This is a genomic window from Parabacteroides sp. AF17-28 (assembly GCF_003479205.1).
In the GTDB taxonomy this organism is placed as follows: domain Bacteria; phylum Bacteroidota; class Bacteroidia; order Bacteroidales; family Tannerellaceae; genus Parabacteroides; species Parabacteroides acidifaciens.
The window spans coordinates 1-15,109 of the sequence record NZ_QUGV01000011.1 but is presented as its reverse complement, the minus strand read 5'-3'; the positions used below and the strand labels follow the sequence as shown (position 1 = coordinate 15,109).

The 15,109-nt window shown below is 48.2% G+C and carries 14 protein-coding genes and 2 tRNA genes; 9 read left to right on the top strand and 7 right to left on the bottom strand.

All coding sequences use genetic code 11. The annotated features are described in order from the left end of the window. Nucleotides 1-111: 111 nt before the first annotated feature. The 3 genes from hemW to DWW90_RS09650 are packed head-to-tail and all read right to left on the bottom strand — an operon-like array spanning nucleotide 112 to nucleotide 1,882. Complete coding sequence (hemW, locus tag DWW90_RS09660) at nucleotides 112-1,239, bottom strand: radical SAM family heme chaperone HemW (protein ID WP_122344841.1); 1,128 nt, start codon at nucleotides 1,237-1,239, stop codon at nucleotides 112-114. Beyond that, nucleotides 1,240-1,536, bottom strand: a complete 297-nt coding sequence (locus tag DWW90_RS09655) for a helix-turn-helix domain-containing protein (protein ID WP_122344840.1) — start codon at nucleotides 1,534-1,536, stop codon at nucleotides 1,240-1,242. It abuts the gene before it with no gap. Then, on the bottom strand, nucleotides 1,526-1,882 hold the full coding sequence (locus tag DWW90_RS09650; RefSeq protein WP_115498036.1) for a type II toxin-antitoxin system RelE/ParE family toxin: 357 nt from the start codon (nucleotides 1,880-1,882) through the stop codon (nucleotides 1,526-1,528). Before DWW90_RS09650 ends, DWW90_RS09655 begins: the two co-directional genes overlap by 11 nt. A 258-nt stretch (nucleotides 1,883-2,140) precedes the next feature. On the opposite strand from DWW90_RS09650, the gene DWW90_RS09645 reads away from it, so the two are divergent. The 3 genes from DWW90_RS09645 to DWW90_RS09635 all read left to right on the top strand — a co-directional run bounded on the left by DWW90_RS09645 (nucleotide 2,141) and on the right by DWW90_RS09635 (nucleotide 6,376). After that, nucleotides 2,141-4,297: a translation factor GTPase family protein gene (locus tag DWW90_RS09645; RefSeq protein WP_122344839.1), complete on the top strand. Its 2,157-nt coding sequence runs from the start codon at nucleotides 2,141-2,143 to the stop codon at nucleotides 4,295-4,297. A gap of 127 nt (nucleotides 4,298-4,424) precedes the next feature. Next, complete coding sequence (locus DWW90_RS09640) at nucleotides 4,425-5,225, top strand: UDP-2,3-diacylglucosamine diphosphatase (protein WP_122344838.1); 801 nt, start codon at nucleotides 4,425-4,427, stop codon at nucleotides 5,223-5,225. Further along, on the top strand, nucleotides 5,222-6,376 hold the full coding sequence (locus tag DWW90_RS09635) for a glycosyltransferase family protein (protein WP_122344837.1): 1,155 nt from the start codon (nucleotides 5,222-5,224) through the stop codon (nucleotides 6,374-6,376). Before DWW90_RS09640 ends, DWW90_RS09635 begins: the two co-directional genes overlap by 4 nt. On the opposite strand, the gene DWW90_RS09630 is transcribed toward DWW90_RS09635, so the two are convergent. Together DWW90_RS09630 and DWW90_RS09625 are read right to left on the bottom strand one after the other, a co-directional pair. Next, the gene (locus DWW90_RS09630; protein WP_122344836.1) at nucleotides 6,346-6,984 is read right to left on the bottom strand and encodes a hypothetical protein; all 639 of its coding nucleotides are present in this window, start codon (nucleotides 6,982-6,984) and stop codon (nucleotides 6,346-6,348) included. The genes DWW90_RS09635 and DWW90_RS09630 overlap by 31 nt on opposite strands. A 12-nt stretch (nucleotides 6,985-6,996) precedes the next feature. Next, nucleotides 6,997-7,461, bottom strand: coding sequence for a MaoC family dehydratase (locus DWW90_RS09625; RefSeq protein WP_115498041.1), 465 nt, complete (start codon nucleotides 7,459-7,461; stop codon nucleotides 6,997-6,999). A 382-nt stretch (nucleotides 7,462-7,843) separates the two neighbouring features. Between DWW90_RS09625 and DWW90_RS09620 the strand changes: the two genes are divergently transcribed. The 5 genes from DWW90_RS09620 (at nucleotide 7,844) to DWW90_RS09600 (ending at nucleotide 13,867) form a co-directional block, all read left to right on the top strand. Continuing rightward, a complete protein-coding gene (locus DWW90_RS09620) occupies nucleotides 7,844-8,119 on the top strand; it encodes a zinc ribbon domain-containing protein (protein ID WP_115498042.1) in 276 nt (91 codons plus the stop codon). Nucleotides 8,120-8,353: 234 nt separating this feature from the next. Continuing rightward, nucleotides 8,354-8,980, top strand: coding sequence for an HU family DNA-binding protein (locus tag DWW90_RS09615; protein WP_122344835.1), 627 nt, complete (start codon nucleotides 8,354-8,356; stop codon nucleotides 8,978-8,980). Then, nucleotides 8,970-10,004 (top strand): virulence RhuM family protein, encoded by a 1,035-nt coding sequence (locus tag DWW90_RS09610; protein ID WP_122344834.1) that lies wholly within the window; start codon nucleotides 8,970-8,972, stop codon nucleotides 10,002-10,004. Before DWW90_RS09615 ends, DWW90_RS09610 begins: the two co-directional genes overlap by 11 nt. Nucleotides 10,005-10,080: 76 nt before the next feature. Continuing rightward, nucleotides 10,081-13,596 (top strand): DUF748 domain-containing protein, encoded by a 3,516-nt coding sequence (locus DWW90_RS09605; RefSeq protein ID WP_122344833.1) that lies wholly within the window; start codon nucleotides 10,081-10,083, stop codon nucleotides 13,594-13,596. A 4-nt stretch (nucleotides 13,597-13,600) separates the two neighbouring features. Continuing rightward, nucleotides 13,601-13,867: a GNAT family N-acetyltransferase gene (locus DWW90_RS09600; RefSeq protein ID WP_115498046.1), complete on the top strand. Its 267-nt coding sequence runs from the start codon at nucleotides 13,601-13,603 to the stop codon at nucleotides 13,865-13,867. Nucleotides 13,868-13,873: 6 nt separating this feature from the next. Here the strand turns inward: DWW90_RS09600 and DWW90_RS09595 are convergent, their stop codons facing one another. Next, nucleotides 13,874-14,521 carry a pentapeptide repeat-containing protein gene (locus DWW90_RS09595; protein ID WP_122344832.1) on the bottom strand — a complete coding sequence of 216 codons (648 nt, stop codon included), beginning with the start codon at nucleotides 14,519-14,521 and terminating at the stop codon, nucleotides 13,874-13,876. A gap of 120 nt (nucleotides 14,522-14,641) precedes the next feature. Beyond that, nucleotides 14,642-14,715 (bottom strand) — tRNA-Pro (locus tag DWW90_RS09590). A 186-nt stretch (nucleotides 14,716-14,901) separates the two neighbouring features. On the opposite strand from DWW90_RS09590, the gene DWW90_RS09585 reads away from it, so the two are divergent. Further along, nucleotides 14,902-14,974 (top strand) — tRNA-Phe (locus DWW90_RS09585). Nucleotides 14,975-15,109 lie beyond the last annotated feature (135 nt).

The following is a 15,109-nucleotide window of genomic DNA, read 5'->3' as shown; positions in this document are numbered from 1 at the left end:
CTCAAAAATAGTAAAAATGTGCAGAAAATGTACGCATAACCCTCCGGTTCGTTGTAAAAACAGGCGGTTTGGTGTAATTTAATGGCTTTGTCAATTGGCTGCAATATACCGTCATACCCATAAAAGATCGCTCATGATGCCGTCGGAAATGAAGATTCCTTCTTTCGAGAGGGTCAGGGTGTCGTTTTCACGGATAATCAGTCCCCGGCGCAGATAAGCGGCGGCCTGGTGCTCGAGGTAGGCCTGTTTTTCTTCTCCGAACTGCTCCCGAATGTCGCTAAGGCGGATGCCCCACATGGTACGCAGTCCGGTAATGATGAAATCGTTGTACCGGGTGTTGAGGTCCAACTTTTCTATCTCGACGTCGGGCGTACCGGAGGCGATTGCTTTCAGGTAGAGCGGGAGGGAGGAGACATTCCACTGCCGGCTTTCCCCGTTATAGGAATGGGCGGAGGGGCCGATGCCCAGATATTTCTTGCCTGTCCAGTAGGAACTGTTGTGCCGGGAGAAGCTGCCGGGCCGTGCGAAATTGGAAATCTCGTAATGGAGGTATCCGGCATCGGTCAGCTTATTTATTAATGTAGAGAAAAGGGATACGCTCAGTTCTTCTTCCGCCGGGGTGACTTTTCCGGCTTCCAGCAGTTTGTAGAGGGCTGTCCCTTCTTCATATATTAAATGGTAAGCGGAGATGTGCGGGATGTCCAACCGGATGGCTTCGTCCAGGTTGCTTTCCCATTCGTCCGGAGTCTGTCCCGGCAGGCCGTATATCAGGTCGATGCTGATATTCCGGATACCGTTCTCTTTGCAGCGATCGACGGCACGGAGCGCCTGCTCGCGGTCGTGGCGGCGGTTCAGGAAGCGGAGGTCTTTCTCCTGAAAGCTCTGGACGCCCATGCTGACGCGGTTGAATGGAAGGTCGCGGAGAGAGGCTACATATTCCGGTGTCATGTCGTCCGGGTTAGCTTCGAGGGTGATTTCCCGGCAACCGGTCGTATCGAATAGTCGGGCGGCTGCATCAAATATCCGTTTGAAGTCGCCGGCTTGGAGTTGCGAAGGCGTGCCGCCCCCGAAATAAATCGTTTCGAGCGGTTCCTGCCCGATGTATTCCTGCCGCAGCTCCATTTCCCGGATAACGGCATCGACATACGGCTCCCTGAACCTCATATCCGTGTTGGAAAAGAAGTCGCAATACAGGCACCGTTTGGCGCAGAAGGGAATGTGAATGTATAAACCTGCCACTTATAGTTCTATACTTAGTTTTATTTTACCGCCTAATCCTTTTTCAACGATATCAAAAAGAGTTTTGAGGGTTATATTGCTTGTGTCGTTTTCTATACGTGAAATATAACTGCGTTTTTTGTTTAGTATATGTGCCAGATCTTCTTGAGTCATCGTCTTTTTTAAACGGGCTTCTCTAAGTAGCAACCCTATTTTTAAGGTTTCCACTTCCCTGTCGAGCTCGTCTCTGCGTGTCGTACCTTTTTTACCGAATACGTCATCTTTTATTTCATTCCATGATTTTATGTTATTTTCCATCTGTCATTCTCCTTTCTTTAAAGTATTCCTTCATTAGTCGTTTTGCTTTTTCTATTTCTGACGTAGGAGTCTTTTGTGATTTCTTTTGAAATCCGTTTAAGAGGATAATGAGCTTGTCATTCTCAAAGAAACAAAAAACTCTCCATATATTACTGCCTAATTGAATGCGAGCTTCGTATAAACCTTGCGTACCTTTAATATATTTGAGGTATTGCGAAGGTATGTATTGCTGCATTTCTATGATCTCTAATATTTTATAGATCTTATTTTGGACTTTCTCGTCCTGAGACCTTAGAAAGTCTTCAAAATAGTTTTTGTAAACAGTTATTGATCTAAATCTTTCCATAGTTGTATGGTTTTTAGTTTGGACAAAGGTAACTTAAAAGTAACATATGGACAAACATATTCTCCTTTTTCTTAAGAGTAAGTTTTTATTATCTCCTTTTCTTTCCGCTTGTTATCTTCGAACTGCTAAACAACATAGTTCTCAAACACCGGGCCTTGAATTGCTTTTCTCCTTTACAATATCTAATTTGCGGTCCCGTGAATAAAGGGTTTGCGGGAGCAATCTTTATTGTTAAACACAAATTTATACCTTGATATCATGAAAGTATACCAAACAAACGAAATTAAGAACATCTCTATCTTGGGAAGTTCGGGCTCTGGGAAAACCACTCTCGCTGAAGCGATGCTTTACGAGGGTGGAGTTATAAAACGTCGCGGAAGTGTTGATTCCGGAAACACTGTGAGCGATTATTTCCCGGTTGAGAAGGAGTATGGTTACTCGGTGTTCTCGACCGTTTTCAGTGTAGAATGGCAGGATAGAAAGCTGAATTTTATTGATTGTCCGGGTTCGGATGATTTTGTCGGCGGGGCGGTTTCCGCTTTGAACGTGACAGATACCGCTCTGATGGTGCTGAACGCACAGTACGGAGTGGAGGTCGGAACAATCAACCAGTTCCGGTATACAGAACAATTCCATAAGCCGGTTATCTTCGTGGTGAACCAGTTGGATAACGACAAGGCTGATTATGACGGAACAATCTCTCAATTGCGCGACCAGTGGGGCGGCAAGATTGTTCCTATCCAGTATCCCGTATCTACGGGAGCATCTTTCAATGCAGTCGTAGACGTGCTGAAGATGAAGATGTATCGCTGGAAACCCGAAGGCGGTGTTCCTGAAGTACTGGACATCCCGACGGAAGAAATGGATAAAGCGATGGAGCTTCACCGCGCATTGGTAGAGTCGGCCGCAGAGCACGACGATATGTTGATGGAGAAGTTCTTTGAAGAAGGTACATTGAGCGAAGACGATATGCGTGCCGGTATCCGTGCCGGATTGGTGATCCGTGGAATGTTCCCGGTATTCTGTGTGTGTGCAGGCCGCGATATGTGCGTGCGCCGTACGCTCGAGTTCCTGGGTAATGTTGTTCCGTGTACGGACAAAATGCCGCGCCCGGTTACAACCGAAGGAGTGGAAGTAACACCGGATTCTAACGGTCCGACAAGCCTGTTCTTCTTCAAAACGACCGTAGAGCCGCATATCGGCCAGGTTTCTTATTTTAAAGTGATATCAGGTAAAGTAAAAGCAGGAGACGATTTGCTGAACGCCGACCGTGGTTCGAAAGAACGTATCGCACAGTTGTTCTCGGTTGCCGGACAGACCCGTAACGAGGTGTCGGAAATGGTTGCCGGCGATATCGGAGCGACAGTCAAGCTGAAAGAAGTACGCCGTGGCAATACCTTGAACGGCAAAGGATGTGACTATCGTTTCGACTTCATTAAATATCCCGAACCGAAGTTCCGTCGCGCTGTCAAGCCGGTGAACGAATCGGATGCGGAAAAGATGATGGAAATCCTGATGCGTATGCGTGAAGAAGATCCGACATGGGTAATCGAACAGTCCAAAGAACTGAAACAGACGATTATTTCCGGTCAGGGAGAATTCCACCTCCGCACATTGAAATGGAGAATCGAGAACAACGATAAATTGCCGATCGAGTTCTTCGAACCGAAGATCCCGTATCGTGAAACGATTACGAAAGCCGCCCGTGCAGACTACCGTCACAAGAAACAATCCGGTGGTGCAGGCCAGTTCGGTGAAGTACATCTGATTGTCGAGCCTTATTACGAAGGCATGCCGGCACCGGATATGTATCGTTTCGGCGGACAAGAGTTTAAAATCAGCGTACGTGATACGCAAGTGGTAGATTTGGATTGGGGTGGAAAGTTAGTATTTATAAACAGTATCGTCGGTGGAGCCATCGATGCCCGTTTCCTCCCGGCTATCCTGAAAGGTATTATGGCCCGTATGGAGCAGGGACCGTTGACTGGTTCGTATGCCCGTGACGTGCGCATCATCGTTTACGACGGAAAGATGCACCCGGTAGACAGTAATGAAATTTCCTTCATGCTGGCCGGCCGTAATGCTTTCAGCACTGCCTTTAAAGAAGCCGGTCCCAAGATCCTGGAACCCGTGTATGATGTAGAGGTTTCAGTGCCGGCTGATTATCTGGGCGACGTGATGAGTGATTTACAGGGACGTCGCGCCATTATCATGGGTATGAATAGCGAAAAAGGCTACGAAAAGCTGTTGGCTAAAGTGCCTTTGAAAGAGATGTCTACGTACTCGACATCCTTGAGTTCCATCACAGGTGGACGTGCTTCGTTTACGATGAAGTTCTCCAGCTATGAACTGGTTCCGTCGGATGTTCAGGATAAGCTGTTAAAAGCTTACGAGGCAACTCAGGCGGAAGATTGATTTGGATTTTCTATAAATTGTATGAAGGCTGCCCCTGTGAAGGAGTGGCCTTCATTGTTTTTTAATAGCTCTGTTGTCGTGCTGTAACAGGAAGTGGCTTTTTTTGTATCGTGTTAATAAAGACAACATGAAACTAAGAAAGTACTATCCAACTATTGTCCTGTCGGACATTCACCTGGGTTCCGAGCATTCCCGGACTACAGAAGTGACTAATTTCCTTAAACACGTCAATTGTGACCGCCTGATACTGAATGGAGACATCATCGACGGCTGGCAACTTCAAAAGCCGGGACGCCGTTGGAAACAACAGCATACCGATTTCTTTAAAGTCCTGATGAAGATGATGGAGAAGCAGGGAACGGAGATCGTTTACGTTCGCGGCAACCACGACGACTTCCTGGATAACCTGGTTCCTTTCTCATTCTCGAATCTTATTATCGTAAAAGATTATATCCTGAACAGCCACGGAAAGCGTTACTTAGTGACGCACGGCGATATTTTCGATACGATCACGACCAATATGCGCTGGTTGGCTATGCTCGGCGATATGGGTTATACGTTCCTGCTCTGGCTGAACCGGATATACAACCTGCGGAGGGAAAAGGCCGGAAAGCCTTACTTCTCACTTTCCCAACACGTCAAACACCGGGTGAAAAGCGCCGTCTCTTATATCTCCGACTTTGAGAAAGAACTGGTCAAGCTGGCTGAAGTGAAGAAGCTGGACGGTATTATTTGCGGACATATCCACCAGGCTGCAAATGTATGGTACGGCAATATCCATTATCTGAACTCCGGCGACTGGGTCGAAAGCCTTACGGCTCTTATCGAGAATGAGCAGGGAGAATGGAATATCGTTTCCTACAGCAAGGAGGAATATGGACAGGAAGAAACACAATCCTCTAACCTGCTTTATGCCGAAGTAATATGAAAATACTATTTATCATACAAGGTGAAGGGCGCGGCCATCTGACCCAGGCGCTTTCTCTTCGTCAGAAACTGACAGGCGAAGGGCATCAGATTATTGGCGTCCTGGTAGGCAAAAGTCCGGTCCGCCGCCTTCCCGACTTTTTCTTTGAAAAGATTGAAGCTCCTGTCTATCTGTTTGAAAGCCCCAACTTCTTGCCTTCCGCAAAGAATAAACAGGTCAATTTGGCTAAGAGCGTGATTTATAATGTGCTCCGGTCACATCGGTATATGTCCGGCATCCGCTATATCAACCGGATGATAAAAGAGACCGAAGCGGATGTCGTCGTAAACTTCTACGAGCTACTAACCGGACTGACTTATCTCTTCTTCCGTCCGAAAGCCCTGATGGTCTGCATCGCGCACCAGTATTTATTCCTGCATCCTGATTTCGTCTTCCCGAAAGAAAGCCGGTTGTCGCTTGCCTCGTTAAAGTTCTTTACCCGGATCACAGCTATCGGCGCGGCGAAGAAGCTGGCCCTGTCTTTCCGCAAGATGCGTGAAGTTCCGTCCGAAGGCATCGTCGTTGTCCCTCCTCTTTTGCGCAGGGAAGTTTTAGAAGTGACGCCGACAAACGGGGATTATTTGCATGGCTATCTGCTGAATAGTGGGTTTAGCGAAGAGATACGATTCTGGCACAAGGCCCATCCTGCCGTCAAATTGCATATATTCTGGGATAAAAAGGATGTCCGCCCCGAAGTAAAAGTGGATAACCACCTTTCCTTCCACCAATTAAACGACACCCTGTTTGTCCGCTATATGGCAGGCGCGAAAGCCTATGCCACGACTGCCGGTTTCGAGTCTGTCTGCGAAGCCATGTATTTAGGCAAACCGGTCCTGATGGTTCCGACGCATATCGAGCAGGCTTGCAACGCATTCGATGCCACTCTGTCCGGAGCTGGCGTCGTCTCGGAACAGTTCGACCTGGATGCTCTGCTCCGCCTTTCCCAGACTCATCAGCCGAATACCTCTTTTGCCCATTGGGTCAAACAGGCCGACTGGCTGATCTTGCGCGAATTTCGTACAGACGTGCTTCTGGAAGAAACTCCCTCTTCTCTGTGGCATCGTCTCTCGACCGGCTGGATTTACCGGCTGGGTAAATCGTTGCCGATTTGACGATAAATCGTTTGCCCGCGTTGGCTGATCGTCCAGTGTCCGTCGACGAGGCGCAGGTTCTTTGTGTCGTCATCTTCTACGTTCCAGGCATATCCGCCGGCCGGAAGCGAGCGTCTGTCCAATATCTCGCTCCTGTCCCCGGAAGAGAAAAACAATTCTACTTTGGAAGAGTCCGGGCTGAAGACGATGAAAACGGACCGGTCGCCCTCGACCGCTTGCAGCCGTGTCCCCTTCTCGAAAATACGGATGCAATCCTGCAATACTTCGCTCCATTCATAGCCGGCCGAGCCGATGCAACCATGTTCGTCCCGGTCGCCACCGACCTTGTTCCTCTCTTTAGGTACGACAACAATCTTTTGCGCACTCATCCCGAAGCTATATTTTCCCTGGAAATAGACAGTCGCCGTGTCGTCGAGCAAAATCCCGTCCATTACTTCTCTTTTGGCGTCCAGTGTGCTGAAAGACAGGGTGTCGCCTTCCCCTGAAACGATCGTCAGCGTGTTCATCGTAGCATCGGTAATGACACCTTTGACTTCCGATATTCCGGGTGAACAGGAAAAGGCAATACCTGCACAAAGGGCTATTGCGGCCCATTTTGATTTATTCATATACTTGTTCGCTTATTTGAAATAGTACAGGAAGATAGCAATGCCTTCTAATGCTTTCTTCGGCTGGTCCTTGATTTCGATGGCAAATTTAATCTCTGCCTTGGCGACCCCGCGGAGGTCGGATAACGTCTGGAGCTTGGCGGTCAGGCGGATGCTCTGGCCGGTCAGGACAGGCTGGCCGAACTTCATCTTGTCCATACCGTAATTAATCATCATCTTCAGGTTATTCACCTCGATAATCTGGTCCCACAAGTGCGGAAGAAGCGACAATGTCAGATAGCCATGCGCAATTGTGCTGTGAAACGGACTTTCCACTTTGGCGCGTTCTGCATCCACATGAATCCACTGGTGGTCCAGCGTCGCGTCGGCAAAAAGGTTGATACGTTCCTGTGTCAATTCGATATAATCGGATGTCCCGATCTGCTGGCCTACCAGCTTTTCAAAGTCTGCATACGAGTTGATAACTACTTTTCCCATTATTCTTTTGTTTAGTAAATTACAATCTTATCGGTTCTCTTGGGTGCCACTGCGGTAAGTTTTTACCGGCAGTAACAAAATGCTCTTGCAATTTTCGCGATAATTCCTGGAATAAACAAATATTTTGGCAAGATTGGATGACGCGCAGTCCATATAGATTGTCTATATTTGTTGAGCCAGGAAAGGGTGTTTGGGGAACCAAAAGAACCTCGTTCCCGCGCTTGACGCGGGAACGCATCAGAACCGGCCGTTTAAAGAATTGATTGATAGGGCTTGTGCCTTTGCGGCCCCGCGTCAAGCGCGGGGACAAGAATGTTTGGGGACAGGGCCGTAAACAGAGGCTTTAAGTATTAAAGTAGATAAACCATTAAAGTTAATTGTCATGGAAAAGAAGTTTTGTCAGAGTTGTGGTATGCCACTGCAAACCCCCGAAGAGATGGGGACGAATAGCGACGGGAGCAAGAACGACGAGTATTGCTGCTATTGCTATAAGGACGGTGCCTTCACTTCGGATTGCACGATGGATGAGATGATCATGCACTGCGCGGAGTTTGTAAGCGAGTTCAATAAAGGTTCAGGCCTTGCCCTCACAAAAGAACAGGCGATTGCAGGCATGAAAGAGTTCTTCCCGACTTTGAAGCGGTGGGCTGCGCAGTAAATTTGCGTGAGTAGGGATGAAAAATAGCATCCACTCGGACGTAATATAGATTTAGTTTCATATAATCCTTGTTCGACGAAGGTCGGACAGTTGTTTGACCCTCGTCGAACAGCTGTTTGACTCCCGTCGGACAGCTGTCCGACCCGGGTCGAACAAGGATTGCATGGACGCTTCCTGTAAACGGAAGCAGGGTGAGCAAAATCAGGAAGCAGGAAAAACAAAAAAACACAGCAGATGACGGCACAATACAGCCTATTTAAAAATCCCGGCGAAGAAGGAAAAAATGGAAAACCCACCTTGCACGCCCGTTTAGTGAACCAACGTATCATTCGCACGGAAGAACTGGCCGAATACATATCGGATAGCTGCTCTTTCAGTACGGCTGACGTGAAAGGAATGTTGGAAGCCTTGAAGAATCGCCTGGCAACCGGCTTGAAGCACGGAGCGATTATCGAGTTGGAAGGGCTCGGCACGTTTACGGTCTCGATGAAATGCCCGGCGCTTATGGAGGAGAAGGACATCAAGCCGAAGCACGTACAGTTTAACAAAGTGGTGTTCCGTTGCGCCAAAGAGTTGCGTAGGGAATTGAAGCACATGGAAGTGGAGCGTTCCGGAGAGAAAAGCCGCCTGAAAGGTTTATCCGCCGACAAGCGGAAAGCGAATATCCTGAACTACCTGCAGGCGAACGAGACGATCTCGTCTTCATCCTGCCGTGGCTTGAACGGTTGCTCCAAATATATGGCCTTGAAAGACCTCGGGGAGTTGCGGGAAGAAGGAAAAATCGTACGTTTGGGCTATCGCTCGAACGCACAATACGGGCTGGCGAAACAGAAAGAAAGCAGTACGGAAAATGGAGAATGAAGATAAAAACAAGAAGTTGCAGATCCGTAACAGCACGGCGGAGTTCCTGATATTCCAGCTTCAGAATAAAGAAGAAGGAGTGGAGGTGCTTTACCGGGATGAGATGCTTTGGTTGACGCAGAAGGCGATGGCTACGTTGTTTGACGTTTCCGTTCCTGCTATTAACCAGCATTTGAAGAATATCTATGAGCAAGGTGAATTGCAGCAGGAAGCAACTATTAAGAAAAACTTAATAGTTCAACAAGAGGGCAGCCGGCAGGTTTCTCGTAATGTCGATATATATAATCTGGATGCCGTCATCTCTGTCGGCTACCGCGTCAACTCTATTCGTGCCACCCAGTTTCGGCAATGGTGTACTTCCGTGCTCCGCCAGTTTGCCATTCGCGGCTATGTGGTGGATAAGAAACGGATGGAGAACGGTTCTTTTATCGGGGAAGATTACTTCGAGCATCTGCTGGCCGAGATCCGGGAGATCCGTTTGAGCGAACGGCGTTTCTATCAGAAGGTGACCGATATCTATGCGACCAGCATCGACTACAACAGGGATGCGCCGACCACCCGTCTGTTCTTTAAGAAGGTACAGAACAAGATGCATTACGCCATTCACGGGCATACGGCGGCCGAGTTAATCATGTCGCGCGCAGACGCCGGCAAGGAGCACATGGGCTTGACTACGTGGGAAAACAGCCCGAATGGAAAGATTGTGAAGACCGATGTTAGCATTGCAAAGAACTATCTTCGGGAAAATGAGCTGGACGAAATGGGGCATCTGGTCAATGCTTTTCTTGACCTGGCGGAAAGCCGCGCTAAACGGCATATTCCCATGACGATGGAGGATTGGGCGACACATATCGACCGCTTCCTACAATTAGACGATCGCCAGCTTCTGACCGATGGTGGACATATCAGCGCGGAGGCGGCGAAGATGCATGCCGAAGCAGAGTTCGAGAAGTATCGTATCGTTCAGGATCGTCTGTTCGAATCGGACTTCGATAAAGAGATAAAAGGCTTGTTTGAAGACTGAAAGGTAATTACAGCCTTTTGCAACTTAACTCTGTTTATTTTGTTGATTTATATAGACAGAGTTAAATTGCAGTTTTATGGGGAAGACGAAGAAAGTTATAGGGTATATGCTGGGAGTCGCGTTGTTGCTGACTGCCGGATTCTTCCTGCTGAATCTTCATCTGACCAAACGCCTTGAACGCTACCTGCGCAAGGAACTGATTCACCGGACGGCGGAGGCGACGGATGGCTTTTATACCCTTTCCTTCGATAATCTTTCCATCAGCTTCTTCAAAGGAGAGTTGATGCTCGAAGGGGTGAAGCTGTTTCCCGAACCGGCAGTCTTCCGGAATTGGGAAAAGAAGGACAGCCTGCCTTCTGTCTATGTAATGGCACAGGTCGGCATGATTGACTTTAAAGGGGTGAACCTGACTTGGCGGTGGAGTTACAAACAGTTGCATTTCGATTCGTTTGAAATCCGGCAACCGGACATACAGGTGTTCAGCCCGTATTATTCGGCACGGACCGAGGTGAAGGTGAAGAAAGAGCCGAAAGCCAAGACTTTGTATGAGGTGATCTCTCCTTATATTAATGAATTAACGGTTCGCAGGCTCAACCTCGAAAATGCCAGCGTTTCCTATTCCGTCCAGAATCCCGCCTTACCTATAATATATGCATTGACGAATGTGAGTTTCCATGCGTATGGTTTCCGGCTGGATGAGAACTCGTCCGAAAGCGGGAAACTTCTTTATTGCGATAACTTCGACTTTATTACCAACCAGCCCCAGACGCTGCTGACGAACAATGACTTCCGCCTGCAAACGGAGCGTATCTTGTTGAGTACGGAAGATTCGGTTATCTCTATTTCCGATATCCGTCTTACCCCGCAAGGCGAATTGTGGGAGAAAAGCCGGCGGCGGCCGGACAGCTATCTGGATGCCCTGATCAGGGCAGTCGAGGTGCGGGGGATACAATTCCGGCGCGAAAATGCACTGAACTACCTGACTGCACGCTCGTTCGATATTACGTCTTCGGATATACAGGCCTTTAATCTGGCGGATGAAAGCCAGCCCGTGCAAACAGATTCCCTCGTAAATTCCCTGTCGCTATATGATGTGATCTCTCCGGTCCTGCATTCCGTTTCCATCGGGACGATCGGGATCGAGAAGGCGAAGCTGCAATATTCCCTTGCCGTAAAAGATAAAGTAGAGGTTTATAAACTGGCAAACTTCGACTTTCATGCGTACGATTTCCGGGTGGACTCCGTCTCGGAAGCCCGGCATGGCCTCTGGTATTCACGCAACTTTTCGTTCGAGGCGAATGATATCGAGGGCATGATGACAGCCCGTAATCATCAGTTTACGGTGAAACGCATGGCACTGGATACGGAAAGCGGGGACTTTAATCTGGAACAGGTCCGTTTGCGTCCGTTGTCGGTCCGGAGCCGGAATGATTATATGTCCGGCAGTATCGATACGGTTGGCATTCGCGGTTTGCTGTATGACAAAGGGATCAGTGCCCGGTTGTTGAAGGTCGATCGGCCGGCTCTTCATTATGTGGTGGCTCCTTCTTCTCATAAGAAGGAAGTGAAAGCAGCGGCCCCTATGAATAGCCGGGTGGATGTGGAAGCAATTCTGAATCCGTTCCTGCGCTATCTTTCCGTTAAACGGGTGAGCCTGAATAACGGGAATGTGGCGGTGGAAGACAAAAGTGCTGCCGAGCCGGTCATTTACAAACTGAACGACTTTAACTTCTTTGCCACGGATATTTTAGTGGACCGGGAGACGGGGAAGGGCAAAGGGCTGTTCTTTGATTACCAGGATATGGGTTTTCGTTTCAGCCATTTTGATAATTACCTGCCGGGAAAAGAATACCGCCTTTCGATCCGGAAAGGAGAGTTCTCAACTGTAAAAGGCGTTTTGCAATTGCAGGATATCAAATTGCTTCCCGAGGAAACGGACAGGCAGAAGGGAAAAACATTCGTCCGCTTTTCGTCTCCCGAACTCCGTATAAGCGGGTTGAAACGCATACCGGAGCGTCCGGACCGGAACATACGGCTGACTTCGTTTCAGGTGGATTCGCCCGATATCCGGGTGCTCAAACCGGATGGCGGCGGACTGTCGGCTTCGCTCGGACGTTTAGCGTTGGATGGTATTTCCTGGGACAGCACGTCGTTGAAGTTGGGGACAATCTGGTTGGAAAGTCCGGTTGCGGATATCTATCCCGGCCGTTATCCGGATACCTTGTCCCGTAAGGCGAAAGCGGCCCCAGTGGATTTGTATGCGACGTTGGGAAAGATCGCCGGAGAGATTTCTTTGGACAGGTTCAGCCTGACCGATGCGAATATACAGTATGCTTATTATGGTAAAAGCGATTCGTTGCAGCATCAGAAGCTGGATACGACGAACCTGTTTGTGGAAGGATTGACGGTAGACAATCGCCGGCGTTCCTATAAACTGGATGATATCCGTTTTTCAACCCGTAACTTAGTGTTCCCGTTAGATAACGGTTTCTACACTTTGCAGGTGGGCGGTGTGGACTTGACTAAATCGAGTGCGCTTGTCGAGCATATCCGTCTTGTCTCTCCCTACCCGAAGATGGAGTTTGCCTATTTGCAGCCGCGTCATGCGGATTGGTTTGATGTGAGTGTAGGAAGCGTTTCCCTGACCGGTATCGATCTGCCTTCTTATTTCACGGATAAAGTGCTCCGGATCGACGATGTGCAAGTATCGGACGCCGTGTTGCAGAACTTCAAGAACCAGCAGATTCCGGGTCCCCGGCATATCGTTCCAATGATCTATTCCGGTCTCCAGAAGGCGCCTGTCAAACTGGATTTCAAACGGGTAGGGGTGAAGAACTTCTCTGTTGTTTATGAAGAGTTGGCAAAGAAGGGGAAGACGCCCGGCAAGCTCTTCTTTACGGATATGAACGGTACGTTTTCCGGCTTCACGAACCTTGTTTCCCGTCCGGACCAATACATCCGGCTGGATGCCAACGGCAAGCTGATGGGGCAGGGGGCGTTTACTGCGACATGGAAATTGCCTGTCGATTCGTTGAACGACCGCTTTCTGTTGAATGCCCGTCTGGATAGTTTTGACCTGACGGCCTTGAATGAGTTGATTGTCCCTTTGGCTTCGGCCGAGGTCCAGAGCGGGCATGTCCGGGAAATGACGTTCAGCACGGAAGCATCCAGCAAAGGTGCAACCGTAGAGATGCTTTTCCTGTATAATGATCTGAAAGCAGCCCTGTTGAAGGAGAAGGACGGGGAACTGACGGACAAGAAGTTCCTGACAAGCCTTGTCAACCGCATCTTAAAACATGATAATCCGGATAAAACAAGGAAAGGTTATAACAATCCGCGTCATTCGAATGTTTCAATAATAAGAGATCCTTATCATTCCACCTTCAACTATTTGTGGCAGATACTCAGGCCGCCGCTGATCGAATCGGTCGGTGTCTCCAAAAAGAAACAGGATGCGGCTAAACACGTCGCGACTTTCTTTACAAAGGTGAAGAATTTCTTCCGCGGTAAAAAGAAGGCGACGGAGAAAACCGTTCCGGAAGGGAATAAAGAAGATACTTTATCATTGGAATTTGAACCGGTAAATAATTAAAAATATGGATTACACAATTACTCATTATCCCGAAAAGAATCGTTTCGAAACGAAGTTGGATGGCGTAACGGCCTTTGTACAGTATCGTCTGTCCGGCGATAAACTGGATATTATCCACACAATCGTTCCCCCGGCCATTGAAGGCCGTGGAGTGGCTGCCGCTTTAGTGAAATACGCTTATGATTATGCAATCGAACACGGAATGAAGCCGTTGGCGACCTGTTCGTATGCCGTTGCCTGGCTGCACCGCCATCCGGAGTATGCCGGATAGAAGAGGTCAGTCCTTGATTTCGACACCTAACATCCGCACCAAATCCAGTGCTTGCAAGGAAGAGACGGAAGCGCCCCGCAGTTCGCTACCGGCAAGGCTGCTGATACGGATGCCGGATATTTCGGAATCCGACAGGTCGATCCCTTTCAAGGAAGTCCGGTAGAACTCGGCCTCGATCAGGTTGCAGGCCTCAAAAGTGACACTTGTAAGTTGGCATCCTTCTATTCCGGCTCCCCGGAGGTTACAGCGGACGAATTGTATATAGCGCAGCTTGCTCATCGAAAGATTCATATATTCTCCCCGGCATTCGTCAAACGTGATATGATTGAATATCCCGTCTGCCATATTGGTTCCCATTAGTTTGCACCCGAGAAACTCCACCCGGTGGAAGCCGCAGCCTGTAAAGTTGACGTTCGACAGGTCACAGTTCTTGAAAACCACGTCGCTGAACTGTGATTTCCTGAAACTGCACTCTCCGAAGCTACAGTTGGCAAAAACGCAGGACTGTACCGAAAGATTATCTTTCTTCAGCCCTTCTATGCGCAGGCTCTTGAAAGAATACTCGGTCAAATCTTCGTCGTTCTTCTTTAACGCTGCCTGTATGTCTATATCTTCGTGCAGCGTACTTGCCAAACGGGGTTGTGTAATTTTCATATGATGTCTGTTTTTTGAATGTCCGGGTAAAGATTTTTGAATGTTCCGGTAAAGATACTGACTACCGGGATAAATGAATAAAAAAAGAGGACATATCTTTCGATATATCCTCTTTTGTAGTCGGGATGAGAAGACTCGAACTTCCGACCTCCACGTCCCGAACGTGGCGCGCTAGCCAACTGTGCTACATCCCGTTTTTGATTACGGCTGCAAAGGTACAACTAATTTTTAAACGACAAATACTTTTGCTGTTTTTTTTCATTTCTGTCGTGATTTTTTTCGCCCCACCACCCAATCTCCAATTTCTTTGAATATTTTTCATCAAATAATTTGGACTGTAACAAATAATGTTTACCTTTGCACCCGTTAAACAAAACAACGGTGCCATAGCTCAGTTGGTAGAGCAAAGGACTGAAAATCCTTGTGTCCCCGGTTCGATTCCTGGTGGCTCCACTGAAAATCAAGCAGTTACAGTAAAATGTGACTGCTTTTTTTGTGCATTTTCGGTGGTTTTTCTCATCAAATCCTATTATTTTGGCTCACCCCGAAAAGTTGTGGAGAAAGCAAAAAATAATTATTTTTGCTCAA

What these genes read in the sequence shown, in the direction of transcription:
- DWW90_RS09655 (WP_122344840.1), bottom strand. Translation starts at nt 1,536, where the DNA reads ATGGAAAATAACATAAAATCATGGAATGAAATAAAAGATGACGTATTC.
- DWW90_RS09650 (WP_115498036.1), bottom strand. Translation starts at nt 1,882, where the DNA reads ATGGAAAGATTTAGATCAATAACTGTTTACAAAAACTATTTTGAAGAC.
- DWW90_RS09645 (WP_122344839.1), top strand. Translation starts at nt 2,141, where the DNA reads ATGAAAGTATACCAAACAAACGAAATTAAGAACATCTCTATCTTGGGA.
- DWW90_RS09640 (WP_122344838.1), top strand. Translation starts at nt 4,425, where the DNA reads ATGAAACTAAGAAAGTACTATCCAACTATTGTCCTGTCGGACATTCAC.
- DWW90_RS09635 (WP_122344837.1), top strand. Translation starts at nt 5,222, where the DNA reads ATGAAAATACTATTTATCATACAAGGTGAAGGGCGCGGCCATCTGACC.
- DWW90_RS09630 (WP_122344836.1), bottom strand. Translation starts at nt 6,984, where the DNA reads ATGAATAAATCAAAATGGGCCGCAATAGCCCTTTGTGCAGGTATTGCC.
- DWW90_RS09625 (WP_115498041.1), bottom strand. Translation starts at nt 7,461, where the DNA reads ATGGGAAAAGTAGTTATCAACTCGTATGCAGACTTTGAAAAGCTGGTA.
- DWW90_RS09620 (WP_115498042.1), top strand. Translation starts at nt 7,844, where the DNA reads ATGGAAAAGAAGTTTTGTCAGAGTTGTGGTATGCCACTGCAAACCCCC.
- DWW90_RS09615 (WP_122344835.1), top strand. Translation starts at nt 8,354, where the DNA reads ATGACGGCACAATACAGCCTATTTAAAAATCCCGGCGAAGAAGGAAAA.
- DWW90_RS09610 (WP_122344834.1), top strand. Translation starts at nt 8,970, where the DNA reads ATGGAGAATGAAGATAAAAACAAGAAGTTGCAGATCCGTAACAGCACG.
- DWW90_RS09605 (WP_122344833.1), top strand. Translation starts at nt 10,081, where the DNA reads ATGGGGAAGACGAAGAAAGTTATAGGGTATATGCTGGGAGTCGCGTTG.
- DWW90_RS09600 (WP_115498046.1), top strand. Translation starts at nt 13,601, where the DNA reads ATGGATTACACAATTACTCATTATCCCGAAAAGAATCGTTTCGAAACG.
- DWW90_RS09595 (WP_122344832.1), bottom strand. Translation starts at nt 14,521, where the DNA reads ATGAAAATTACACAACCCCGTTTGGCAAGTACGCTGCACGAAGATATA.